The following is a 23,771-nucleotide window of genomic DNA, read 5'->3' as shown; positions in this document are numbered from 1 at the left end:
AAATAGAGTGGAAAACAGATAAAACGGACGCAAACATCTCAGATTTGCACAGATTTTACTTTAAATTTTAATCATTTAAATATTAATAATATATCCGCCATTTTCTAAATATTACCTAATCACCCCCCTACACCCGCTCCAACTTAACCGGATAGGTCTTTTTAGAGGCCCATTGGGGTATGTAGATACTTCCGTCGCCATCTATACATACATCGTGCGGATGCATAAACACTTTGGCCGGATCTGATTTTCTTTGTTCTTGCAGTTGGCCGTTTTGATAAATCGGTTCAGAAGCTCCTGGCGAGGAAATCACTTTGTCGTTTTCGTCTAATATTTGGATATACCCTGAGTTTGGATATTCTTCTGATGTAGATCTATAAACTGCTCCATAAAGATTGTCGCCTTTGATTACTGGGCGACAAACAAACGAACCTGGCAAATGAATGGTTGATAAATAATTACCGTCGAGCGTAAATCTTTTCCAGCAGTTTTGTTGCCTTGAAGTGATAATCAATGTTGGTTTTGATGGATTTCTGATATCCACCACTATACCATGATTACATTTAAAATTAAAATTCTCATTTCCGTTTCCGCCCCAATGTCGAATGTATTTACCTTTCGAATCATACTGAATCACAAAGTTTTTACCATAACCATCAACCACATAAATATCTCCATTGTAAGGACTTACGGCAGTTTCTGTGGGCACAAACTGGCTTGGATATTGATATTCACCTGTTTCTTTGGGGTATTCAATTTTAAATATCTCTTTACCTTTCAAATCCGTTTTTATTACCTGATTACGGCTATTGTCACATATCAAAAGATACTGTTTTTCTCCCTCATTGAATATCGTGAGGCCGTGAGCTCCGGGATAAGAGTTACCCCAAGTTTCAAGCAATTTACCCGATTTGTCATAAATGAGGATGTTGTTTTTGGTTTCGTTGGTGCACATGATGAGCCTTCCTGAGGCATCTTCCACCATTTCATGGCAATCATTTACGGGTGTTTTTTGAGCATCTAACATTCCCCAGCCTACCACAACTTTGTATTTATGGGTATTATGGCCAATGATTATCTCATCCTTTTTACCAAAACTTAAACTTGGCATCATCTGCAAACTCGACGACACACCTACGATTTTCAGGAAATTTCTACGATCTAAATACATGTCACTTATGTTGAATAGTTTATGCAAAATACTCAATAATATATTTGGTTTGCTCTAATTTTAATTTTTTTCTTAAAAAATCGATAATTCTTAAAAAAACTTACGATATAAGCTTTTTCTTTTCTTCAAAAATGTACTTTTTAGCTGTTTTCATTTGAAATATGGATAAATATTTAAAAATTTGAGTCATGAAAATTTCCAATCTATATAAAACCCTTTCTACAATGAGTCATGTTTTTCCTAAAAAATTGAAATTATCACTTACTCTATTACTGTTCTCAACTGTATTTTCTTTTGCTCAATTACTCCCTTCAGGCCCGCAAGTACTGACATTTCACTCTGATGTAGATGATACAGAGCAACCTTATGGCTGCTATATTCCGAAAGAATACAGTGATAAAAAGTCGTATCCATTGGTGGTAATGCTGCATGGTGCAGGATCAAACCACCGTTTGGCGTTGCGGAGAGTTTTTGGAAAAAGTAATGCCGAAGGCGAAAACGATGTAGAAGCTAGCCTTAAGTTTCCAAAATGGAAAGATGTGAATTACATTGTCATTTCGGCATACGCTCGCGGCACTATGGGCTACCAAGGAATAGCCGAAAAAGACGTTTGGGATATGATAGCTGACGCAAAAAAACGTTTTAATATAGACGAAAATCGTATGTATCTCACAGGCCTTTCTATGGGTGGCGGCGGTACGATGTGGGTTGGACTTACACGTCCTGACGTTTGGGCAGCCATTGCACCTGTTTGTCCTGCACCTCCTGCAGAGACTATCAAGTATTTAGACAATGTATATAATATGCCTGTGCATTTTTTCCAAGGCGATCAAGATCCAGCAGTAAAAGTTGAAAACACTAGAAAATGGGTGGAAGACTTCAAAGCTGCAGGAGCCAAAGTAACTTATCAAGAATATCCGGGTGTAAAACACGACAGTTGGGTAAATGCCTACAAAGACGAATTTATATTTACATGGTTTTCCAAATTCACTAGAAATCCGTTTCCTGACAAAGTGAAATTTACCACTAGCCAACTAAAATATAACAAAGCATATTGGCTGGAAATCATTGATAAAAATATTGGAGAAACTTCAAAAATTGAGGCTAACTTCAAAAACAAAAATATATTGGATGTTAAAACAGAAAATATAAATGCGTTTTCAATAAATATTCTTGAACACCCAAATTTCAATACAAAATCTAAGTTAAGTCTCAATATTGACGGACAAAACCTTTCTGTTTTTGGTTTGACAAATGGCCAAATTTTGATAAAAACCGGTGAAAAATGGGCCGTAGGAAAAAGACCAGATAATATTAAAACCAAAAACCCAACTTTGGAAGGGCCCATGACTGAAGCCATTGGCGATAGACATATTTATGTTTACGGCACCAAAGGAAACCCGACAAAAGAGCAGCTAGACCAAAGACGTAAAATAGCTGAGCAAGCAGCAGATTGGAGTGTTTATAGAGGCGATTTTATGGGAAGAGTAATGGTGTTCCCTAGGGTATTGTCTGACAAAGAAGTTAGGCCAAATGACATAGAAAGATCCAATCTGATTCTTTTTGGTGATGCTGAAACCAACGAAATTATAGAAAAATATGCTTCTAATCTCCCTTTGTCTCTTAAGTCGACTGCAAGAGAAAATGCAAGTTTGAGTTTTATTTTTCCGAATGGCAATAAATACATTTTGGTAAACTCAGGTCAACCGTTTTGGGAATTGCCCAATGCCGACAATAGTCCATTTGCAAGATTACGTTCTGCTGGCAAAGCAAGTATACTTTCAGGATATGGGGATTGGGTATTGTATGATAAAAACATCAACAATGTGATATCTTATGGTATTTTTGATAAAGACTGGAAGCTGATGGAAAAAGACAAAGGGCTCCTGAAAAACTCAGGAATGATAGATATGAATTGACGAAAAGGGCTGAAAAGCCCTTTTTTGTTTTATAATAAATCCCGACCTTTGCTAACGAATAATACACGTAAGGCATGGAAAGTATCGAGCATCTGTTAAAAAACACCCACAAAGTAGCTTCACAAATTAGAAGGTTGACAAAAGACCAAAAAGCTCAAATACTGACTGATTTGTCTGAAATCTTATTATCCAATTCAGTGGAAATCATTGCTGAAAACAAAAAAGATTTGGACTTAATGGACCCCAAAGATGCCAAATACGATAGATTGCTACTCAACGAAAATCGGATAAAAGGCTTAGCGGACTCTTTGATTCAAGTAGCCAATTTGAATGATCCAACTGGACAAATTTTGACCGAAAGAACACTTGACAATGGCATTAAAATGCAGAAAATCAGTGTGCCGATGGGTGTTGTTGGAGCTATCTATGAGTCGAGGCCCAACGTTACGATTGATGTAGCATCGCTGTGCATGATGTCTGGTAATGCCTGCGTGCTAAAAGGCGGAAAGGAAGCCAATTTTTCCAATCAATATTTGGTGAGCTTGATACATAAAGCATTGACCAAAAACGGAATTTCGACAGAAGTGGTGATGCTTTTGCCAACTGACCGTAAATATTTGAGCCAAATGCTGGAAGCTGACAAATATGTGGATTTGATTATTCCTCGTGGTTCGCAGTCGCTAATAGATTTTGTGCGAAGCAATTCCAAAATCCCGACCATAGAGACGGGTGCTGGAGTATGCCATACTTATGTCGAAAAAACTGCAAATCTTGACATGGCTGCTGAAATCATCATTAATGCCCGAGCTTCTCGTCCATCAGTTTGCAATTCACTAGACTGTGCTGTTTTGGACGAAAGTGTTCTTGAAAAACTGATACCAAAACTAAAAACAGGATTCGAAAAATACAATATTGAAGTCTTTTCTGATGAAAAAGCATTTCCTATTTTCAAAAAAAATGGCTTCACAAAACTACAAAACGCTCAACCTGAAGACTTTGGTAAAGAGTGGTTGGATTTCAAAATTTCGATAAAAACTGTCAGTGGCTTCGATGATGCTTTAGAACATATCACCCAGTTTTCCTCAAAACACTCCGAAGCTATTATTACAGAAGACATCGTTTTAGCCGAAACTTTCCTACAAGAAGTGGACGCTGCCTCAGTATATCACAATGCCTCCACAAGATTTACCGACGGTGGTGAGTTTGGACTAGGTGCAGAAATCGGCATTTCTACCCAAAAACTGCACGCTCGTGGACCATTTGCTTTAGAGAAATTGGTTACTGAAAAATGGATTTGTAGAGGTGATGGACAGGTAAGGTGGTGATTCGATTGTAGATTTACGATTGGTTCGACTGTAAAACACATAGAAAACGATTGCATTTAGCTTCGATAATGTTTACAATAAAATTCACCAAATTTATCTGGGCCGCTTGTGTGATTTAATCCAGTAACTCCCTGTTCTTTAAGATTTCAAAAATCAAATTGGAAGGTTAACACGGGTATAAATCCACTTCCTCGATATTCTGTATAGGTAATATTTTTGGCCGAATCATAAGCTATATTGGTGGCATTGAGTCGGTTGCTAGCATTTTGAAAATCCAAACTTATGTTTCCAGAAGTTTTCTCCCCATTAAATCTATAAGCTATTCTGGTGTCTAATCTTTGGAATGGTGCCACTTGCCCTTCGTTTTCTTTGGTTTGATCACCCACATATTGCCCTTTTTCTTTGGATTTTATAGGATCAAAAGGCGTATATCTAAAACCTCCACTGAACAAATACCGACCACCTATCTGAAGAATATTGCCATTTTTAAAAGGAAATTCTTTTCCAAAAGTATAACTCGACGAAAATCTAGTATTGAAGCGACTATTGTGCCACAGACCGTCATTGGCCTTGAATTTGGAATCTAAAACCGAAAAAGTAGCCAAGAAAAAGTAAGAATTTGAAAACTGTTTTTCTATGGCTAAATCAATGCCTTTATTTCTGCCCAGGCCTTGGCTTTTCACCTGAAACTCAGGAAAATCCGAACTGTAATTAAGCAACCAATAATTGGAAGTAACATCAGCACTAATAGGCACATTAAAAATACTTTGGTAATAAGCCTCCAAGCTCAAACGCATGCGGCTTTGTGTATAATGATGAAAAGCTGCAATGAAGTGATCTGATTTTATAGGCTTTAAGTTCAAATTAATGTTTTTACCTGTTGAATCAGCAAAGAAATAAGTCATCATTGGCAATATTCTGCCATGACGACCATAGGCAAAACTTAGTTTACTTGACGTATTCGGAGCGTATTGCATAGAAACCCGCGGTTCAACAGAACCCGTTTTATTCGTCAGAAATTCAAGAAAATGCATTCCTGCATTGAGCGAAACTTTACTTGAAATTTTATAGGTGGTTTGCACATATTGCTGCAACATTTGGCTATTCCCATCGCCTTTTACAGATACATTAACTTGACGTTGATTGATATCCTGTTGATTAAGCCTAGCTTGCGTTTCTTTAAAAAAATCATAAAAAATCTGGTTGGCGATAATCCCTGTTTTTACCCAAAATTTCTCCGAAATCCGCTTTGAATAAGTCACGGATGCCACCAATCGTTTGTCGAGATACCGCTCTGAATTGTATCTAAATCTTACATTCTGTAAATCCAACGTATCACTATTTCTAATCTGATCGCTGCCCACCAATGCCACCACAGCTTTTATATATGTTTTATTATCAGGCATATAAGTATATGTATAACCCAAAGCACCCATGTTGGAAGGTTTCACTCTGTCTTCCCATTCACTTGATCGGTTTTTGTTTCTATCCACACCATTTTCAACTGGCAAATAACGCTCTTCACTCAGGCCACCAATACCAAATATTGTGGATATCGACTTTTTCTTTTTGAATACGAGATTGAAAGATAAATCCTGAAAATCGTTGGTAACACGTTCACCAACCAAATAAAATCCCATTTTTCCCAGAAGTCCTAAGGTAGAATATCTGTAGTTTACCAAATAGGAAGAAGTTCCGTTTTTTATGGGCCCGTCGGTTGCAAAGTCTAGTCCTAAAATTCCGATTTTGGCCCGATGTTCACGTTTTTGCATATCACCATGCCGAAACTGAACATCAAATGCTCCCGAAAGTGCATTGCCATATTCGGCCGCAAAACCACCAGTAGAAAAGTCGGATTTAGCCAATAGTTGTGCCGAAAATACCGAAACACCTCCACCTGACGAACCGACAACTGCAAAATGATTAGGATTGGGCATATCTACACCTTCTAATCGCCAAAGAATACCGATAGGAGAATTCCCTCTCACAACAATCTGATTTTCAGTATCGTCTGGACCTCGTTGCACACCAGGATATGACAATGCTACGCGACCAGGGTCGTTTACACCTGCGGGCATTCGTTCGGTTTCTTCTGCTGTAAATGAGCGAGTACTCACCACCGAAAGTTCGTTTAGAGGCTCAAAAGCGTTCTTATTTGCACTGATTATTACTTCGTCGGCATTGATACTGCCATAACTCAATTCTATTTTTAAGGTAACGCTTTTAGCCGAAGTCAAAACGATTGCATCAGATTTTTGGGGCAAATACCCAATGTAAGTAATGCTCAATATTTGACGACCAATGGGAACTTGGTTCAAAACAAAATTCCCGTTTTCGTCTGTTGATGCCACCAACTTTGGATTTGAATTTTCAACTAATATAGTCGCTCCTGGCAATGGTGTTTTGGTTTGTTTATCCAAAACCTGCCCATAAATAGTTTGAAAATGCTTTTGAGCGATGGCATTGAAGCTTATTAAGTATAAAAAAATTATACAAATTTTACTAGTCATTCTATTTAGGGTTTATTCTATCCCGAAAAATACATTTTTTAAATTAAATAAATTAAAGATAGATTAAAATCTTGACTTTTATCATGTCAATAAATAGCCTGATATTTTTAATAATTTAAAGCTAAAAACCCTGTGATGTTTATTTTTATTTAATTTGTGCATTCTTATAAATTGGATAAACTAAAGCAAATGAATGAGCTATTTAAATATTTTCAAAAATTCCTTCATTTAAGCGAAGAGAGCAAAAATGCTTTAGAGAAATCATGCTCCTTATTAACATTAAAAAAAGGAGAAAATCTTCAGAATTTTGGACAAACCTGCAAAACCATTTATTTTCTCAAAACAGGTGTGGCTCGAATATATTACTATAAAGACGGCATAGATATTACGGAATCTTTCGCATTCGATGGCGAAATTATTGCTCGTGTAGAAAGCCTTTTTACTGGATATCCCTCACAAAAAGCCATTCAGATACTAGAAGACTCCGAAATAATAGCCATAAACGCGACCCAATTATTTGGTTTGTACGATGAATTCCCGCAAATTGAAAGACTATTTAGGTTGATTTTTGAGGCTGGATATGTTGAAACCGTGCGACGGATTGAGAGTATTCAATTTCATACAGCAGAAGAACGTTATCAAGCATTGATGAAAAAACCGAATTTGCTTCAAAAAATTCCGTTAAAACACATTGCTTCTTTTTTGGGCATTACGCAGGTGAGTTTGAGCCGCATAAGAGCTACCTCAAAATAGAAATAGATTCATGAAGCATTAAAACGTTTTCTCAATGAATTCGCTTTTGAAAGATTTCTAAAACGGAAGTAAAGAAAAACTGCTGAAACGGATAAACCTGATAGCAATCCCAACCAAATGCCTATTGATTTTAAGCCAAAAACAAAACCTAAAAGATAACCCATTGGTAAAGCCACTACCCAGTAAGCCACAAATGTAATGATAGTTGGAAGTTTTATATCTGCCAAACCACGAAGTACTCCAAGTCCTACTACTTGAATGCCGTCTGAAAGCTGGAAAAATGCAGCTATGCTTAACAAAGGAAGGGCTAATTTGATAACTTCAAAGTCGTCTATATAAAGTTTAAGTAAAAATTGATCAAAGACCAAAATCAGCACACTGCACAAACTCATAAATAAAAACACTAGAAAATAGGCCGAAAAGCCCGCCAACTTGATATCTTTTATGCTTCGTTTTCCCCAAGCTTCTCCAACTCTTATACCGCCTGCAAAAGAAAAGCCAGTGGCCATCATGTAAGTGGATGATGCGATATTAATCGCAATTTGATGAGCCGCCAATGCAGTTTCGCTGATCCAGCCCATCATGATAATGGCAATCGAAAAGGCAGCTATTTCGAAGAAAAACTGAAAACCACCGGGAATACTTCTGAATAAAATTTCCTTTGCTAATCGAAGATTGACCCTAATTTCCAATTTCTTAAATACCCCTTTAAATGTATCACTATTTCTTAAATACAAGAAAAGCAAAATCAACATAAAAATTCTTGTCAAAAAAGTTGAAATAGCTGCTCCTTCTAAACCCAAACGCGGTAAGCCTGCTTTACCGTTTATGAGTAAATAATTGCCTATTCCATTTATTATCAAGCCCAAAGCCGTAATCACCATTGCAACTTTGGGTTTTGATAAACCATCCGCAAACTGCTTCAATGCCAAAAACAAAAATAAAGGGACATTGGAGGCCAAAATATAAAATAAAAACCCAGGAGCAGTACGGTTGATGATTGGCGACTGCTGTAATAATTCGAAATGAGTAAATACCAAAACCCCTACTAAAGAAAGTACGATACAAAATATTAAAGCTACCAATAAGGTATTGATAAAGAGTTCCTTGATGACCGAATTATCTTTCTCAGCGGCACATTTAGAAACCATTGGAGCCACAACCGACATTCCACCAATGGCTAATGATGCTATCAAATAGGCGATAGAATTGGCAATACCTGCTGCACCTAATTCTATTTTTCCAAGAAATCTGCCCACCATTATATTGTCTGTTATGGCCATCATCACCACGCCAAGCTGGCCAATAATTATGGGCACAGCCAGATTTAATGTGAGTTTGATTTCTTTTTTGAGTTCTTTTGAAAACATATTGCAAATTTCAACATTAAAAAGTCTTAAAAACAAAAATGACCAGTAAAAACCGGCCATTTTCTAATATCCCCGAAAAATTTCTCTTAAGCTCTCTTTAATTCAAAGACTGTTATCTCGGGTAAAATACCTACTCTTCCAGGATAACCCAAAAATCCAAAACCACGGTTTACGTACAATTGCTGATCGTTTTCTTTGTATAACCCAGCCCATTCTTTATATCTGAATTGCACTGGACTCCACTGAAAACCCCCGATTTCTATGCCATACTGCATTCCATGTGTATGACCAGCAAATGCAGCGTCAATGTCAGTTTTGCCCAAAACCTGAGATCTCCAGTGACTTGGGTCGTGCGAAAGCAAAAGCTTATTGCTGTATTCTTCAGTTCCGACAAGAGCTTTTTTTAGGTCGCCTTTTTTCTTAAAACCGCCCATTCCCCAGTTTTGTATACCTACTATTCCAAGTTGTTCACCGCCCAATTTTATACTGCGGTTTTCGTCTAAAAGTATATCCCAGCCCATTTGTCTGTGGCCAGCGATTAGCGTTTCTAAGTTTTTCGCTTTCTTTTCTTCATTATCCCAAGGAATGTAGTCGCCATAATCATGGTTTCCAAGCGTAGAATAAACGCCCAACGGAGCTTTAACTTTTTTGAAAACGTCGAAATAATCGTTCAATTCTTTGGCTTCATTGTTCACCAAATCTCCTGTAAAAAACACAACATCAGGCTTTTGAGCCAACAACATATCAACACCACCTTGCACAGCAGTTTTGTTATAAAAACTTCCAGAGTGTATATCTGAAAGCTGAGCAATTGTCATTCCTTCGAACGACTTCGGCAAGTTTTTCAGATATAGAGGCACTTTTTTTACTCTATAATCATGAGCACCAGAAATGATGCCGTAGGCCATAATTCCCAAATGAGCCCCACCGACTGCCATAGCTCCTTTTGCCAAAAACTCACCTCTAGTAATTGAATTTCCCGGTTCAACATTTCCAGTAATTTTTTGACCTATATTTCTGAACATATTCACAATATCTCCAATCAATAAGAACGCCGCTCCCATAATTTTAGATATGTAGATGATGAATACCGAGGCCACCATTAAATTTCTAACTTTAGCACTGAGGTATTCGGGATACAGAACCATGGCTCCAAATGAAATCAACAGAGAGAGAACAGGGATGCTCCAGTAGATAATTTTTATCCATCGCTGAGCAGAATCGCTAAGTCCTCGAATACCGACTTTTACTGCCTGAAAAAAGTAGTAGTCAACTGCAAGAAAAATCAGTACAACTACTCCTAAAAAAAATATTCTATTCATAATTTGTGTAAAAAAAAGCTGTCTTTCCCGGAGAAAATTTACCGATTAAGACAGCTTAAATTATTGTATATTAAGCCAATGCAGCCTTCACATTGTCAAAATTTGGCAAATCGCCAGCACTTTCCAATACTTCAGCATAAGCCAAAGTTCCATCAGGATTTACTACAAAAGCGGATCTTTTGGCAACTCCTTTCAAACCCAAAACAAACTCTTCATATTGTGCACCGTAAGCTGCACTTGCTGTTTTGTTAAAATCAGAAAGCAATGGAAAAGGAAGTTTTTGGTCTTCTTTAAATTTACCCAAAGTGAAAGGGGAATCCACAGAAATAGCTAAAATTTCAGCGTTTAAAGAACTGTAAGTAGCAATATCGTCTCTTAATGAGCACAATTCGGTGGTGCAAACTCCCGTAAATGCCATTGGGAAGAATAAAATAACCACTTTTTTGCCTTTATAATCTGAAAGACTTACTTGTGATTTGTCTGAAGAAACCAATGTAAAATCTGGAGCTACGTCGCCTATTTTCAAAGTCATAATTTTTGTTATTTTGTATAAGAGATAAACTCAATTTTTAGAATAAAGGTTTGATTTGATGTTTTTTTTTGGACAAAAGGCTGGTATGAGATTTAAATGGACTTCTTAGTTCAACATCAAATTACATCCACGAATGTCTGAATTGTCAAACCTGCCCATAACCTTAAATCCTTCATAGTCAGGCGTAAAGCTCCCCAAGTCTTTGGTTTCGATGAATGAACAGGAGTCAATATTGACCAAATCGACCACATTTATTCCGCCTGTACGGCCTCTGTATTTCACATCTTGGTCGGGTTCGCCCAAAGCAAACCTGGGTAAATAAGTAAATGGGTCGTTAATTTCTCTCAAAAGAATTTTCATGGTTTTAGGCAAATAAAAAACGCCTTCGCCTTTTGAATAACCTTGTGAAAGCAACTCAGTCATCCCGTATTCTGAGTGAATGTTTTTTACTCCAAAAGCAGTAGTAAGTACAGCATGTAATTCCTCCCGCACCATTTCTTTACGGCGGCCTTTCATACCACCCGTTTCCATGATGATGATTTTGTCAGAAATTGCTCTTATTTTTTCTGCAAAAACTTCATTTTCTGCCAAATCCAATAGACCGAAAGTTACACCTACCAAAAGGATTTTTCGACCGTCCTTAGCTGCTTCCGTCATATTTTGTATCATTTCATCCAGATTATCCAGATAAAATCCACCAAACTGACTAAAACTATGAAAAATAAAATTTTGAACCATATACACCAACGAAGAGTTATTTCGTTCGAGATAAGAAGGCAAAAGTGCAAAAACGTGGTAGTCTGTAAGCGGTCCATAGAAAGTCTCAAAAGTATTGCGACTCATGAGTTCGTAAAAAGGCAAGTCGCTAACAAAATGTCGACTTGTGTTAGCAGAAGTAGTTCCGCTACTTTCGAATACTATTTGTGGCTCGACTTCTCTTGAAATTACTTGATGATTTTTGAAAAACTCTATAGGTAAAAAGGGAATTTTTTCGAGACGGTCAATTTTTTTTATATCTTTATACAAAAACTTGACGTATGTATTGTAGACAGGATTTTGGGCAAACTGAAACCTAAAAACCTCCAGAGCGAGTTTTTCGAAAGAATATTCGAGAGAATATGGATTCTGGTCCAGTTGTACCAAAGCAGCCTTGAGTTCGTCTCTGATGGTCATTTTTGTTTAAATGTCCTTGGTTTTAATTATTTTTACAAAAATAAGTTTTCTCACATGAGTAAGCAGCATTTTAAAGGTTTAATATTTTTGGTTGTAGGAATTTTCTCCTTGAGCTCATGCTACAAAGAGCCAGATTTTTCTTTGACGCCAGCCATAGAATTTGATTCTATTACTAAAGATATTCGTCTAGATCAGTTTTCAGGAGCGAAAAAGGACTCCATCATCGTATCTGTAAAGTTCCAAGATGGTGATGGTGACTTGGGCTTTAATGCCGAAGAGATAGGCAGCAAAGTGCCACAAACCGACTATAATTATGTGGTGAAATCATTCAGGAAAACAAAAGGTGTTTTTACCCAATTCAATACCTTTGAAACTCTCTCAGGATTTTATCCTAGACTTAAAACTGACGATAAAACTGGTCCTATAGAAGGTAAACTTAGTTACAGAATTGAAATAGAGACCGCTTTTTGGCCTTTCAAGAAAGACACTGTAAAATTCGAAGTATATATAAAAGACAGAGCTGGGAATAGAAGTAACACAGTGGAAACTACACCCATTGTTTTGAATCAGCTTTAAGTTTTTTTGCAGAATTCCGATAAGGTTTATAAAATCTTCTACATATTTTCACAAAGATTTGGTGGTTGGTGCTAAGGGTTTTATCTTGTTGTATAATACCCTATCTTCAACATGAAAAAAATCTATTTCCTAGGCTTATCCGTCGCCATTTTTGCTTGTAAAGTAAACAAATCTCCCGAAACAGATTATCAGAAAAAAGCCGATGAATTGGCCCATAAATACATCATGGTGGACGGCCATGTGGATTTACCATATCGATTGAAAGTAAAGAATTTTCAGATGCAAAAGGAATTTACGGGCATACCTGTAGAAACCAAAGAGGGCGATTTTGATTACAAAAGAGCTAAAAAAGGTGGATTAAGTGCTCCTTTTATGTCTATTTATATACCGGCCAGTTATGATACCCAAGGTGCACAAAAACTGGCTGATTCGCTCATAACGATGGTCAATTATATAGCCACCGAAAAAAGCGACTACTTTGAAGTAGCCAAAACTCCCGCAGAAATACGAGAAATATTTAAAAAAGGTAAAATAGCCCTCCCGATGGGCATGGAAAATGGCTCACCGATTGGCGAAGTGGCCGACGTGGCCAAATATAGAGCCAAAGGCATCAGTTACATCACACTCAGTCATGGAAAAGACAATCGAATTTGCGACTCGAGTTACGACACCACCCACACTTGGAAAGGCCTGAGTCCATTTGGTAGAGAAGTAGTAAATACCATGGTGAAAGAAGGTGTTTTGGTGGATATCTCGCATGTGTCTGATGATACTTTTTATCAAGTGGTAGACATGTCGCCCGTGCCGGTAATTGCCTCCCATTCTTCTTCAAGGAAATTCACACCCGATTTTCAAAGAAATATGTCGGACGATATGATCGCTAAATTGGGTAAAAACGGTGGTGTAATCATGATCAATTTTGGGTCGACGTTCCTTTCGAGCGAAGTGTCAGAATACAGAAAAAGTCTACAAGCTGAAATCAAAACGATTCTTGATAAAAAAGGCCTAAAAGCCAGAGACCAAGCTGCCGAACCCATCATAGATGAGTTTTTTGCTAGTCACCCACTTGCCTTTGCCGATGTAAAAAAAGTAGCTGACCATATAGACAACGTAGTAAAATTAGCAGGAATAGACCATGTAGGCATTGGCTCCGATTTTGACGGCGTGGGCAATAGTCTTCCTACCGGCCTAAAAGATGTGAGCGATTATCCCAACCTCATAGCCGAATTACTTAGACGTGGCTATTCAGAATCTGACATCGAGAAAATTTGCTCAGGCAACATTTTTAGAGTTTGGGAGAAGGTGCTGGCCTATGCAGGGAAGTAGATTCTTTCTTTTTCTTCTTTTTGCTGGCCTGAGCTTTTGGGTTGTAGTCGAGACATTGTTGTATCCAAAAATCGAAATTGGCTTGGGTTCTTAGGCCGGTTTCATCCACTTGTACAAAGGCCTTCATGGGTCGGCCTGTAAACATCATTTCGAAGCAACCTTGCTTTTCCAAAAGTTCAGGTTTCAAATCAGGATCGACTCTGCACATGAGGTCATCTTTGATGATACCCACGCACATTTTATCATTCACCATAAAACACAAGCCACCCATCATGTGCTTTTCCTCTACATTATCGAGGTTTTGCAAACTTGTGCGTATGCGGTTGGCTAGGGATTCGGAATAGGACATTATTTACAATTTAAAGATTAACCAAACCATTTTTTATAGCGAAAAGTACTAGGCCAACTCTGGATTTCAGTTCAAGTTTAATAAATAGACTTTCTCTGTAACCATCAATGGTTCTTGGCGAAAGACACATTTTATCGGCTATTTCTTTGTAGGTGAGTTCAGAACAAGCCAATTCTAAAAACTCCTGTTCACGAGCCTGAAACTGCACAAGCGGCTTGGAGATTGTTCCGTTGGGTTTATGTAAACTTTTAAGTAAGGTACTGGATACCAGCTCGCTGTGATAATACCCTTTGTCTCGCACAATCTCCAATGCAATTCTAAAATTGGCTGTATCAGTGTCTTTCAACAAATAACCTTTGGCACCACACCGCAACATTTTTATGATAGACTCTTCGTTGTCTTCCACCGAAAGGGCCAAAGTTTTGATTTGTGGATAATGATTTGTAAGGTATTCAGTAGTTTCATAGCCATTTTTTTCTGGCATATTGATGTCGATAAGAGCAATGTCTGGAGCTTGATTTTGCTGAAGATAATCTATAAATTGCTGGCCATCAGCTACATCAAAGATCACTTTAAATCCTTCAAAACGGTTAATTAGTTCTACAAGAGCATTACGGATGAGGTGGTGATCATCCGCCAAAGCGATAGTTGTCATAGTTTTCTTTAAACGGGAATGGTTAATTGGGCTTTGGTGCCGCTGACCTTTCCTCGTTCGAAAACCAATGTGCCATTCATCAATGCAGCTCTATGAATTAGGTTATTCAACCCAGCTCCACTTTGAAAGCCATTTTTCTGAATTTTCGTCTCGAAATCGAATCCAATGCCATCGTCAACCACCTCCAAATTAAGGTATTGCATTGTCTCTTCCAAACTAACTTCAATATTTTTTGCCTTGGCGTGCTTCAAACAGTTTTGGAGCAATTCCTGAAAAATCCTGAAGATCAAAACTTCTTTCTTACGGTCAACGGATACAATTCCGGTATTTGCAGAGAATTTTACCGAATAGTTGCCCAATTTCTTCACCCGGTCCACCTCAAAACCAACGGCTTTTTCAAGACCTTCATGCAAAAGATTGTCACTGTTCAAACTCTTTGACAGTGCCCGAATATCTGTCAAAACATTATTCACAAACTCTTTTGAATCATTAATTTTCTTATTGTCAGGCGATTCTTCGGAGAGATTATTGAGTTGTATTTTCACTAAAGTTAGCATCTGCCCTACATTATCATGCAGCTCACGACTGATGTGCTTCATAGTGGAGTCTTGAATCTCGTTTTCAGCGTTAAGGATTTCTTGTTCGAACTGGGCTTTTAGAGCGGCTTTTTCGAGTTGGTGGTTTTCTAGGCGGTTTTGATGGATAAAGAAAAAGGAGATGATGAAGATTACAAGAAGTATTACTATCAAAATGATTGCAATAACTGTAATAAATAATTCGCTATTATATCCTCCTTCCATGTAAATTATATTTACCTAACATAATACTTAAAATGAATGAAATATATAAAATATAGTTTGAGAGAAATCTAAAAATAGAGAATATGCTTTCAATACTTTTGAATTTTGAATTCAGAAAATTAAATGAACCCAAAAGAAGAATGTTAATTGAGCAAAAAAATATTAGACCAATGCTAATGGGAAAAAGTCTATAATCATAAAATGCAATTTGCTCATTTGGATTTTCTAGTATTTTAAGAAGATAAATACTAGCAAAAATAACTTGAGTCAAACAGAAAATAACAAAGCTGTTAGTTCCGAAATCGACATTATATTTTTGGATAAACATACTATTTAATATCATGATTATAGTTTCGAAAAGAATTAATTTAAAAATCCATTTATTCTTCATTTCTTGATAAAAAATGAAACAAAAAAGATAATTTTCGAAAGGCATAAAAATATGAAATAGGAAAATATTGGACTTATTGAATTTAAAAAGTTGATAAGATGCAGTTTCAACCACAATAGTTGAAAATAAAATAAGTAATAATGGCATATTTGCCATTTTAAATTTAATCACCCCAATTATAAGGCCGAATAATAATATTGAGTAATATGCCTGATACATTCTATCCTATTTACACGGAGGCTTACAAGGTTGAACATATTCTATCACATAATTATCATTAGCAACTTTAAAATATTCTGAATTCAAAATATTTCTAGTAGCTTCATTATTTTTTGTTCTAATGCTATATTTAAATTTACCTTTACCTAAATCCACTTTATCTACTCCAAAAATCAATATTGTCATTGATTTCTTCTTTGTTATTGTATCTTCCCTTTCTCCAAGCCTAAACCACACTTCTTCAATGGGATCTTTCAAAGACTCTTTTTCGTTTTGTTTGATAATTACTTCTTCTAACAGTTTTGAATCCACTTGCCACCCTCCAATATTCCTATTCCACCACATAGCTTTAAGAGTATCAAGCTTTAATGGTTGGCACAATTTGTTCGTAAAATTTTCCGAAAACTTTACTTCATTTTCCTCGTCAATAACTTTACCGGGACCGGAAAAACTATTCTGTGGTTTGTCAAAAAATAACATTGCATTTTCTTCGGGTTTGAAAATGAATTCATTCAATCCAGGGATAAGAAATAGACTTATTAAAATTAAAAAAAGAGAAAAGATAAATCCTGGAATTAGTTTCTTAGCTAGTTCTACAATTAAGTTTTTCATATTAGAGAATATATTTTTAAATAAAATTCGGTATTTATAATACTTCATTAACCGAGAAAAACACCCTATTTCAAAAAACAACCACAAAAAAATCAAAAATCCGACGTAAATACATATCTTTAAATACCCAAATCCTGATAAGCCATTATACCCAAAAACCCAAATAGTAAACATAATTTCTCTCTCTGGCAAATTCTTCTCCTTTTGCCATTCCTAAACGCATGCTCCGTAAAAGAACAGCATATTTCTAACAAAATGCCTGAGCAAATTAGTGTTCAAAGTATTGAATGCCTGATTGACAGTACCGATAAATTAGGTTTTAGCGAAGTTTCAAAAAGTCCATCATTCAGAAAATTCAATGGTCCAGAAATTGGTTACGGACATTTGAGGAAGAATTTGTGGGTTAGGGTAGTTTTAAAAAATCAAACCAAAGAACCCCAAGAGGGAATTTTAAGTACAGACCAAATCATCCTTGAAAATGTTGAATTTTACACTAAACAGAGAGGTAATTGGCAAATAAAACAAGCCGGCTGGGGTAAGGCCATACAAAACAGGGAAGTTCCTGCATATTTGCATGCCTTTCTGGTGACTCTCAAGCCCAATGCTACAGATACTGTTTTCTACAAAATCCGAAACGAATATCAAGTCGTAAGGCTGCCTCTCAATTTGTTTAATAAGCAGCAGTTTTATCGACATTATTATACCTATATTTTATACGATGGTTTAGTAACCATGGCTTTGCTCACGGCCATTTTTTATTGCCTTTATAATCTATTTTATTCTAATGCGAGAGACCGCAAAACGCTGATTTTGTATTTGATTTATGCAGTCAATTTCCTGATTTTTTACACGATCCGTATTTCTTCGCCATCGTTTTTTACAACAGATCAACCTGTTGTTCTCAATTATTTCGTAAATATTTTTGTGTTCATCAGTACCTACACCTTTTACCGTTTTGCCACTGCATTTATTGATCCAAAACAAGCGTTTAGGAATCGAAGGGTTTCAAATGTCATCGATATGCTTTTTGTTTTAACCATTTTTGTATCACTAGTGCCTGCTTGGTCGGCTATTCAGTTCTTTTTGTATCTGAAGTTGGCATTTTTTGTCGGCACTATTTTTTACCTTATTTGGTATCTGATTATAAATTTCCGAAAGAGCTTCCTTACCCGCATTTATTTTTTTATGGCCATGCCGCTTATCAGTACCGGACTGATAGAGGGTCTGACCAACGTATTTGGCATTTTGAATGTTCCCTACCAATTCTTTGAAGCTTTTCGGGTTTCTATTTGTGTTGAAATGCTTTACATTTTGTTTGCTTTGATATTTCGTGAGCGATATTTTAGTAAACAAATACAGGCCAAATTGCTCAAAACTGAGTTGGAAATGTTGGAGTCACGAATTGCTATTCAAGAAACCGAGCAAAGACGCATAGCCAGAGATTTGCATGACGACCTAGGAGGAACTTTGGCCAGTTTGAAACACCTGATTTTGTCTAAAATAACCAATTTGGTGAGTAAGGAAGATGAAAAACTCATCAAGGACTTGGCACAAAAATCAGGTGATGACCTCCGTCGGATATCTCATGCCTTGATGCCACCTAATTTTGAGCGAGTAGGATTGGTTGATTCTATTAGAGAATTGGTGAGAACCAATAATTCGGAAAGTATTAAATTAAATTTTATCGAAGAAACGAATCGCCTGAATATAGACGCTAATGTGGCACTAAATATCTATAGAATCCTGACAGAACTTATCCAAAACATTCAAAAACATAGCAGAGCTACTGAGGTATTGATACAGTTATTGCAAAGTGAGTCGGAACTTACACTAATGGTTGAAGACAATGGCGTAGGTTTTGAAATTAGTGATGATGCTCAAGGTTTAGGTATAAAAAATATGTTTGCGAGAGCTAAGAATATCGGTGGAGTGCTTAATTTTGATTCAAATAAAAACGGAACCACCGTAATTTTAGAACTACCCTATGCCTAAATCAAGAATCTTGATCATTGACGACCACCAACTATTTGGCTTGGGTCTCAAGGAGCTGCTCCTGAAGCAAGAAAACTTTGAGGTTTTGGGTCCGTTCAAGAATATTCATGATATCCATGCGGCTATCCAGGCCAACCATCCCCATTTATTGTTGCTCGATATAAACCTAAACGGTGTGAATGGACTTGATTTGGGAAAAAAAATTAAAATAGACTATCCAAAACTTAAAATCATTATCCTTACCATGTATGAACATGCGGTGTTTTTGAAACAAAGCAAGGAATACGGAATGGACGGATATTTACTCAAAGACAGTGATCCTCAGATTCTCATAAATGGTATCAATAATGTACTCAAAGGTGGCCATGCATTTTTAGAAATTGAAGAAGAATCTAAAATCGGCCTTAAAGACGATTTCGCTGCTAGACATAAACTGAGCGAAAGAGAAATCGAGATTGGCCATGAGATTTGTAAAGGACTCAACAACAACGAAATAGCCGAAAAGCTATTCTTAAGCTACCATACCGTAAAGACCCACCGAAAAAACATCTACCAAAAGTTGAAAATCTCCCATGTAACTGAGCTCATCGAGATTTTGAATGGGTAATCCGTGAAAAATACCCGATAAAAATACCCCAACCAAAAGGGTAATTGAAGCCTAAAAAACCTTACTTAAAAGTTAGAATTTTGACACATCAAATCGTTGAGGCAAAGCCAAGACAATTGTTAAATTCTAAAAATTTAAGAAATGGAAACCCTTTCAAAAGTAAAAAACTCATCTAACACTTTAAAGACTTCATTTATAGCGTCTTTAAACGCAAAAGTAAAAAAAGCCAACATTCTTTTTGCGGACAAACTCACCGACAAACTTTGGAATGGTCTGGAGATTGAGCAATACGTCAGGTATTTGCAAGTACAATATCACCTCACCAAAGGTGTACAAAGTACATTTTTGGCTATGGCGAGTCATGCTGACACGAGACCTTACAAAGAGCTTAGAGCCTTTTTGATAAACTTCGGCTACGAAGAAGAAATGCATTACAAATTGGCTGAAAAGGATCTTCAGGAATTGGGAAGTCAGACGGGTGAAATTCCTTTTGTAGTAGAACTTTGGTGGGCTTATCAAAAGGCCATTTTGCCCACCAAACCGCTTGAAAGACTTGGAGCTACCGCCATACTGGAAAACATTGGAAACTTTGCCGCTCCAGTTATAAAAGAACTTATGGCTGAGGCGGACTTTATCACCAAGAAGAACAACTCATTTACACAAGTACACATGCACGAGGAGTTACCACATGGCGATCAAATAATGGATGCCTTGGCCAACGAAAATTTCTCGGAACAGCATCAGGCCCAAATATTAGAAGGTACCACCAGAGCGACTTGGCTCTATGCCAATACCATTTTCGATTGGATCATCACCGGTAAACTGATTTAAGACCATGAGAGTAAATATTGCCAAAACACAAGTAGAGTATGATGCAGTGAGACAACTACGCCTCAAGGTAAACTATGAAGAACTCGGTAAAGATTATCTCTTTGATAACCAGGAAGAAATAGATGAAAATGCCACGGTGCTCTTTGTCGAAAAAGACGACGAAGTCATTGGAACCGTCAGATGTTTATTTGTGAATTATAATCAAGAAATAGAAGATTATTGGGGAATAGGTAGGCCGATTTCGAGGTCGAAAATTGGCTTAACGGATCGTTTGGCCGTATTACCCGCCTTCAGAAATAGCAGAGCAGCCTATCAACTGGTGACACAAATATATAAACAAGCACTTTTGGAAGGTTCACATTTGGCCCTTATGGAATGTGAAGATTACCTGCTGCCATTTTATGAGCACATGGGATTTAGGGCATTCAGGCAAGTGGTACACAGCTACGGTTTGCGTAATCAACTGTACATAAATCCTTGGAACGCCAACCATTTGGCTAAGGTAAGAAGCCCTTTTTTAGGTGAATACAATCGATATCAAGAGGAGATGAATCGCTTTATAATGTCTCAAAATCAGGCCGTTTGATAAATTCAAAATACCCCACATGGGGTATTGACCTCCTACCTAAAAACCTCTAGTTTTGAAATTCTAATGTAAGCCAAAAAAGTAAAATATAAAATCATAGACCATGTTAGCCGTAAAACTACCAAGTCCACAGGACATCCTCTTTCTAAGAGGAGACATTAACTACACCGAGTTTCATCTGGTAAATGGAAAGAAGGTGGTATCAAGCACAACATTACTTAGACACCAAGAGAAATTGGACGGCTTCCTAAGAGTTAGTCGGAAGTATTTGGTGACTCCGGAATACATAACAGCAACGAGAAAGGAACAAAATGTCAGATATGTAGTGCTTTTGGGTGGTCAAGAGTTGAGGGTAAGTAGGAGACGAACCAACAACATACAATAAAACTCCTCTTTAATTATAAAAAAATACGCCAAAATACTTTGATTTTGTGAAATACTCTAATAACTAAATATTTAAAAATGTAGAAATCTATTTTAAAATATGAATTCGACTGATATATCAATTATTAAAATAATTCATCTTTTTTTACTCAGCATATAAAAGAAAAATTTACGAATTTTCTAAAACTCAATTTGAAAAGCATTTACGAAAGCGAAAGAGCAACAAAAAAACAAATGAAATGAAAAAAATATCACTGATAGTATTAATCTTCTTAACAACTAGTATTGTCTTTGGACAGAATAAGCCGAAAGTAGTAAATTTTGGAATTCAGTTTTTAGATACATTAAGTTTGCCATCTAAACATAATTATATTGAATCTGTAAAATTATATCCAATAAAAGACAAACATTCTAAGAAGTATTACAACGACCCAACGTTTAATTATTTATTAGATTCAAAAGGATTTAAAAACATTACCGTGGAGAGTAAAAGAGATAGTTTAAATATTGTCCTAATTCCACCTCTTAAACCAAATAGGTTTTACAAACTAGAAATCACTTATGTTGGAAGAGAAGACCTATATGGGGCTTTTCGAGATATGTTCATAGAAGGCAACGATTATGAAGACAAAACAAATTGGATGAAAACAATCGATTTTCTGAATGCTGAAAGTATTAGAAGCAATCAACCATATTTGTATTTATATCAACCAACTAATAAAGACCTTAAAATATTGAAAGAAGAATTAAAGGCTATAGATTTTAATTCTTCTCTTGACACAAATTACGTTTCAAATATTCTTTATAAAAACCTTACTGGTTTGAAAGTAAGGCAAAAAGAAATCGAAAAAAATAAAGTTATTGAATTCTGTAGATGGCTATCAACCTTTGATAATTTTCAGCCCGATACAGGCCTAAAAATATTTGAATATTTTGGAAGAATTCCTGACCATCAAAGGTTGTATGATTTTTACTTAAGATATATAAAAGTTGAATTAGTTAATAACCCAACAGCATATCTAACCCATACTAAATTTAAAGAATTGGTAGAAAACGCAATAGAAAAGGAAGTCGAATTTCTAAAGACCAATTTAGATGGTAAAGAACCTGTCCCTAATTATATAACATTCATTGATAAAGCCAAACTATATCCTAAGACTCACAAAATAAGCTCCTACCCAGATAAATACGAAACAAGCTACGAGAGAAGTCTCGTTCCAGACTTTGGCTACATAACATATATACCATATGAAGGAAGCATTAAGGGCGGTTCACCTTATGTTGGTGTACATATCTCATTATCTCCTGTGAATAAAGATGTTCCCCTTACATTATCTCAATTGACCTTTGCACAAAGATTTTCAATTCATACAGCCGTTACACTAAATTCGCTTAAGAAAGATGGATTTAGAGATGATTTCTTTGCTAATTATTCACTAATGTTAGGTGGTGGCTACAAAGTATTAACCCAATCAACAAGATTAAACTTCGGAGGTTTATTTTTCAAAAAGACTGATGCAGTTTCAGGAAATTCGAACATAGCGGTTCAACCTTATGTCGGCATATCAATTGATATTGAAATTAGAAAATGGCTAGAGGGAATTATTCCAACTTTTACAAAGAACTTTAAAGATAACTAACTATGAAAAAAAGAGCATTCAAATTATTTGTTCTAGCTTTAACATTAAATTCTTGTTACCAGGAAGACGACTTTTCTCCTTCGTCACTTTCAAATCTAATGATTTTGAGAATAGAAAATGATAACCAATTAGCAGATGGTACGAGTAAAATTAGAGCTATTGCAGAATTTCCACCAAACTTCTCTACAGAAGAGAATGACAAGGTTACCTTTGTTTTAGACGGAAATGAAACAGAAGTTAATATACGATTGGTTCAGATTAATGGAGAAAATAAGAAAATAGCTGATTTTGAATTTACTTCTAAAAGAGTTAAATCTACAAAAATAAAGGCAATAATATCTGTTTATGAATCCGAAATTTCAAAAGAACAAAGTGTTACTTTCAAACAAGCTTTTTGTGAATCAATAGATGTAACTTCATCATCCCTAACAATTGTTCCTGATTCGTCTTTTACAGAAATTATTTTAAGCACAAAATTAGTTAGAAATTTTGGTTTAGTTAGTACAGGTACAGTTGCTAAGACCAGGATTGTCGATATAAATGGTGTCAAGAGAGGTATTCTGATTGATAATAATTTTAAAACAGACTCTCTCGGTATAATTACTAATCGATTTACAATGGGCAATGACAGTTTCAAAGGTCATCTTTATGCAATATCAGAGTCTGTTGATGAAAATAATAATATTAAAAAAGACACTTTAGTCATATATTCTCAAAATTAATTTGAT

The 23,771-nt window shown here is 36.2% G+C and carries 22 protein-coding genes; 12 read left to right on the top strand and 10 right to left on the bottom strand.

All coding sequences use genetic code 11. The features are described from left to right. Positions 1–127: 127 nt before the first annotated feature. Positions 128–1,114: a 6-bladed beta-propeller gene (locus EGI24_RS18150; protein ID WP_255050024.1), complete on the bottom strand. Its 987-nt coding sequence runs from the start codon at positions 1,112–1,114 to the stop codon at positions 128–130. A 305-nt stretch (positions 1,115–1,419) separates the two neighbouring features. Between EGI24_RS18150 and EGI24_RS18145 the strand changes: the two genes are divergently transcribed. Then, complete coding sequence (locus EGI24_RS18145) at positions 1,420–3,090, top strand: dienelactone hydrolase family protein (protein WP_255049975.1); 1,671 nt, start codon at positions 1,420–1,422, stop codon at positions 3,088–3,090. A gap of 74 nt (positions 3,091–3,164) precedes the next feature. Further along, entirely contained in the window at positions 3,165–4,415 is a 1,251-nt protein-coding gene (locus tag EGI24_RS18140; protein WP_255049974.1) for a glutamate-5-semialdehyde dehydrogenase, read from the top strand. Between the two features lie 146 nt (positions 4,416–4,561). On the opposite strand, the gene EGI24_RS18135 is transcribed toward EGI24_RS18140, so the two are convergent. Next, complete coding sequence (locus EGI24_RS18135) at positions 4,562–6,925, bottom strand: TonB-dependent receptor (protein WP_255049973.1); 2,364 nt, start codon at positions 6,923–6,925, stop codon at positions 4,562–4,564. A gap of 189 nt (positions 6,926–7,114) precedes the next feature. Between EGI24_RS18135 and EGI24_RS18130 the strand changes: the two genes are divergently transcribed. Then, positions 7,115–7,678, top strand: a complete 564-nt coding sequence (locus EGI24_RS18130; RefSeq protein WP_255049972.1) for a Crp/Fnr family transcriptional regulator — start codon at positions 7,115–7,117, stop codon at positions 7,676–7,678. 8 nt (positions 7,679–7,686) lie between these two features. Here the strand turns inward: EGI24_RS18130 and EGI24_RS18125 are convergent, their stop codons facing one another. The 4 genes from EGI24_RS18125 to EGI24_RS18110 form a co-directional block, all read right to left on the bottom strand. Next, entirely contained in the window at positions 7,687–9,048 is a 1,362-nt protein-coding gene (locus EGI24_RS18125; RefSeq protein WP_255049971.1) for an MATE family efflux transporter, read from the bottom strand. Between the two features lie 86 nt (positions 9,049–9,134). Beyond that, complete coding sequence (locus EGI24_RS18120) at positions 9,135–10,370, bottom strand: metallophosphoesterase (protein WP_255049970.1); 1,236 nt, start codon at positions 10,368–10,370, stop codon at positions 9,135–9,137. A 70-nt stretch (positions 10,371–10,440) separates the two neighbouring features. Next, complete coding sequence (locus tag EGI24_RS18115) at positions 10,441–10,902, bottom strand: redoxin domain-containing protein (RefSeq protein ID WP_255049969.1); 462 nt, start codon at positions 10,900–10,902, stop codon at positions 10,441–10,443. A gap of 105 nt (positions 10,903–11,007) precedes the next feature. Next, positions 11,008–12,075, bottom strand: coding sequence for an acyl transferase (locus EGI24_RS18110; RefSeq protein ID WP_255049968.1), 1,068 nt, complete (start codon positions 12,073–12,075; stop codon positions 11,008–11,010). Positions 12,076–12,129: 54 nt separating this feature from the next. Between EGI24_RS18110 and EGI24_RS18105 the strand changes: the two genes are divergently transcribed. Together EGI24_RS18105 and EGI24_RS18100 are read left to right on the top strand one after the other, a co-directional pair. Then, positions 12,130–12,651, top strand: coding sequence for a hypothetical protein (locus tag EGI24_RS18105; RefSeq protein WP_255049967.1), 522 nt, complete (start codon positions 12,130–12,132; stop codon positions 12,649–12,651). Positions 12,652–12,762: 111 nt separating this feature from the next. Next, a complete protein-coding gene (locus EGI24_RS18100) occupies positions 12,763–13,977 on the top strand; it encodes a dipeptidase (RefSeq protein ID WP_255049965.1) in 1,215 nt (404 codons plus the stop codon). Here the strand turns inward: EGI24_RS18100 and EGI24_RS18095 are convergent. From EGI24_RS18095 to EGI24_RS18080, 4 genes are all read right to left on the bottom strand, one after another. Beyond that, positions 13,937–14,326, bottom strand: a complete 390-nt coding sequence (locus EGI24_RS18095) for a TfoX/Sxy family protein (RefSeq protein ID WP_255049964.1) — start codon at positions 14,324–14,326, stop codon at positions 13,937–13,939. The genes EGI24_RS18100 and EGI24_RS18095 overlap by 41 nt on opposite strands. 10 nt (positions 14,327–14,336) lie before the next feature. Then, complete coding sequence (locus EGI24_RS18090; protein WP_255049963.1) at positions 14,337–14,981, bottom strand: response regulator transcription factor; 645 nt, start codon at positions 14,979–14,981, stop codon at positions 14,337–14,339. 8 nt (positions 14,982–14,989) lie between these two features. Further along, positions 14,990–15,781 (bottom strand): sensor histidine kinase, encoded by a 792-nt coding sequence (locus tag EGI24_RS18085; RefSeq protein WP_255049962.1) that lies wholly within the window; start codon positions 15,779–15,781, stop codon positions 14,990–14,992. Positions 15,782–16,397: 616 nt separating this feature from the next. Further along, a complete protein-coding gene (locus EGI24_RS18080; protein ID WP_255049961.1) occupies positions 16,398–17,003 on the bottom strand; it encodes a hypothetical protein in 606 nt (201 codons plus the stop codon). Positions 17,004–17,207: 204 nt separating this feature from the next. Between EGI24_RS18080 and EGI24_RS18075 the strand changes: the two genes are divergently transcribed. From EGI24_RS18075 to EGI24_RS18045, 7 genes are all read left to right on the top strand, one after another. Next, the gene (locus EGI24_RS18075; RefSeq protein ID WP_255049960.1) at positions 17,208–18,995 is read left to right on the top strand and encodes a 7TM-DISM domain-containing protein; all 1,788 of its coding nucleotides are present in this window, start codon (positions 17,208–17,210) and stop codon (positions 18,993–18,995) included. Further along, entirely contained in the window at positions 18,988–19,602 is a 615-nt protein-coding gene (locus EGI24_RS18070; protein WP_255049959.1) for a response regulator transcription factor, read from the top strand. The genes EGI24_RS18075 and EGI24_RS18070 overlap by 8 nt, the downstream gene beginning before the upstream one ends. A gap of 141 nt (positions 19,603–19,743) precedes the next feature. Further along, positions 19,744–20,433 (top strand): iron-containing redox enzyme family protein, encoded by a 690-nt coding sequence (locus tag EGI24_RS18065; protein WP_255049957.1) that lies wholly within the window; start codon positions 19,744–19,746, stop codon positions 20,431–20,433. 4 nt (positions 20,434–20,437) lie between these two features. Then, on the top strand, positions 20,438–21,019 hold the full coding sequence (locus tag EGI24_RS18060) for a GNAT family N-acetyltransferase (RefSeq protein WP_255049956.1): 582 nt from the start codon (positions 20,438–20,440) through the stop codon (positions 21,017–21,019). Between the two features lie 103 nt (positions 21,020–21,122). After that, positions 21,123–21,404 carry a LytTR family DNA-binding domain-containing protein gene (locus tag EGI24_RS18055; protein WP_255049955.1) on the top strand — a complete coding sequence of 94 codons (282 nt, stop codon included), beginning with the start codon at positions 21,123–21,125 and terminating at the stop codon, positions 21,402–21,404. A gap of 238 nt (positions 21,405–21,642) precedes the next feature. After that, positions 21,643–23,043: a hypothetical protein gene (locus EGI24_RS18050; RefSeq protein ID WP_255049954.1), complete on the top strand. Its 1,401-nt coding sequence runs from the start codon at positions 21,643–21,645 to the stop codon at positions 23,041–23,043. Between the two features lie 2 nt (positions 23,044–23,045). Beyond that, positions 23,046–23,765, top strand: coding sequence for a hypothetical protein (locus EGI24_RS18045; RefSeq protein WP_255049953.1), 720 nt, complete (start codon positions 23,046–23,048; stop codon positions 23,763–23,765). Positions 23,766–23,771 lie beyond the last annotated feature (6 nt).

The sequence above is a fragment of the Lacihabitans sp. CS3-21 genome, from assembly GCF_024343675.1.
Taxonomy (GTDB): Bacteria; Bacteroidota; Bacteroidia; order Cytophagales; family Spirosomataceae; genus Leadbetterella.
The sequence above is the reverse complement of the archived record's forward strand: the minus strand, read 5'-3'. Positions and strand labels throughout refer to the sequence as shown.

What these genes read in the sequence shown, in the direction of transcription:
- EGI24_RS18140 (WP_255049974.1), top strand. Translation starts at nt 3,165, where the DNA reads ATGGAAAGTATCGAGCATCTGTTAAAAAACACCCACAAAGTAGCTTCA.
- EGI24_RS18085 (WP_255049962.1), bottom strand. Translation starts at nt 15,781, where the DNA reads ATGGAAGGAGGATATAATAGCGAATTATTTATTACAGTTATTGCAATC.
- EGI24_RS18055 (WP_255049955.1), top strand. Translation starts at nt 21,123, where the DNA reads ATGTTAGCCGTAAAACTACCAAGTCCACAGGACATCCTCTTTCTAAGA.
- EGI24_RS18045 (WP_255049953.1), top strand. Translation starts at nt 23,046, where the DNA reads ATGAAAAAAAGAGCATTCAAATTATTTGTTCTAGCTTTAACATTAAAT.
- EGI24_RS18150 (WP_255050024.1), bottom strand. Translation starts at nt 1,114, where the DNA reads ATGATGCCAAGTTTAAGTTTTGGTAAAAAGGATGAGATAATCATTGGC.
- EGI24_RS18125 (WP_255049971.1), bottom strand. Translation starts at nt 9,048, where the DNA reads ATGTTTTCAAAAGAACTCAAAAAAGAAATCAAACTCACATTAAATCTG.
- EGI24_RS18105 (WP_255049967.1), top strand. Translation starts at nt 12,130, where the DNA reads ATGAGTAAGCAGCATTTTAAAGGTTTAATATTTTTGGTTGTAGGAATT.
- EGI24_RS18110 (WP_255049968.1), bottom strand. Translation starts at nt 12,075, where the DNA reads ATGACCATCAGAGACGAACTCAAGGCTGCTTTGGTACAACTGGACCAG.
- EGI24_RS18080 (WP_255049961.1), bottom strand. Translation starts at nt 17,003, where the DNA reads ATGAAAAACTTAATTGTAGAACTAGCTAAGAAACTAATTCCAGGATTT.
- EGI24_RS18050 (WP_255049954.1), top strand. Translation starts at nt 21,643, where the DNA reads ATGAAAAAAATATCACTGATAGTATTAATCTTCTTAACAACTAGTATT.
- EGI24_RS18090 (WP_255049963.1), bottom strand. Translation starts at nt 14,981, where the DNA reads ATGACAACTATCGCTTTGGCGGATGATCACCACCTCATCCGTAATGCT.
- EGI24_RS18115 (WP_255049969.1), bottom strand. Translation starts at nt 10,902, where the DNA reads ATGACTTTGAAAATAGGCGACGTAGCTCCAGATTTTACATTGGTTTCT.
- EGI24_RS18070 (WP_255049959.1), top strand. Translation starts at nt 18,988, where the DNA reads ATGCCTAAATCAAGAATCTTGATCATTGACGACCACCAACTATTTGGC.
- EGI24_RS18100 (WP_255049965.1), top strand. Translation starts at nt 12,763, where the DNA reads ATGAAAAAAATCTATTTCCTAGGCTTATCCGTCGCCATTTTTGCTTGT.
- EGI24_RS18135 (WP_255049973.1), bottom strand. Translation starts at nt 6,925, where the DNA reads ATGACTAGTAAAATTTGTATAATTTTTTTATACTTAATAAGCTTCAAT.
- EGI24_RS18095 (WP_255049964.1), bottom strand. Translation starts at nt 14,326, where the DNA reads ATGTCCTATTCCGAATCCCTAGCCAACCGCATACGCACAAGTTTGCAA.
- EGI24_RS18120 (WP_255049970.1), bottom strand. Translation starts at nt 10,370, where the DNA reads ATGAATAGAATATTTTTTTTAGGAGTAGTTGTACTGATTTTTCTTGCA.
- EGI24_RS18130 (WP_255049972.1), top strand. Translation starts at nt 7,115, where the DNA reads ATGAATGAGCTATTTAAATATTTTCAAAAATTCCTTCATTTAAGCGAA.
- EGI24_RS18060 (WP_255049956.1), top strand. Translation starts at nt 20,438, where the DNA reads ATGAGAGTAAATATTGCCAAAACACAAGTAGAGTATGATGCAGTGAGA.
- EGI24_RS18065 (WP_255049957.1), top strand. Translation starts at nt 19,744, where the DNA reads ATGGAAACCCTTTCAAAAGTAAAAAACTCATCTAACACTTTAAAGACT.